Source organism: Anoxybacillus sp. LAT27, assembly GCF_022030075.1.
GTDB classification, from domain to species: domain Bacteria; phylum Bacillota; class Bacilli; order Bacillales; family Anoxybacillaceae; genus Anoxybacillus; species Anoxybacillus kestanbolensis.
Genome location: NZ_JAIWYK010000162.1, coordinates 1 through 274 on the forward strand (window position 1 = coordinate 1; position 274 = coordinate 274).

Sequence of the window (274 nt, forward strand, 5' to 3'; positions counted from 1 at the left end):
CGGAGAGAGACCTCCCCGCGCGGAAGAGGTCGCTCCCGTTTTTTCGATATGGACGGTTAGATCCATTTCTTTCGTTTGGCGAGCCAGAACAAGCTGCCGAAAACGATGATCAGGCCGCCCATGAGAGAAGCGGTGACCACCGGATTTACCTTGGACGGAGCCGGTTTGGCGCCTTCTCCGGCGGGCGCCGGGTTCGCGGTCGGGCCGTCTGTCTGTCCGCCGGCGGAATGGGCAGACGACTGTGCGGCCGGTTCTCCCTGTCCGGGAGATTGTT

The 274-nt window shown here is 62.4% G+C and carries 1 protein-coding gene; it reads right to left on the reverse strand.

The window, feature by feature from the left end; translation table 11 throughout:
- Positions 1-56: 56 nt before the first annotated feature.
- On the reverse strand, positions 57-274 hold a 218-nt coding region (locus LD028_RS08955; protein ID WP_237811611.1), incomplete at its 5' end, for a hypothetical protein.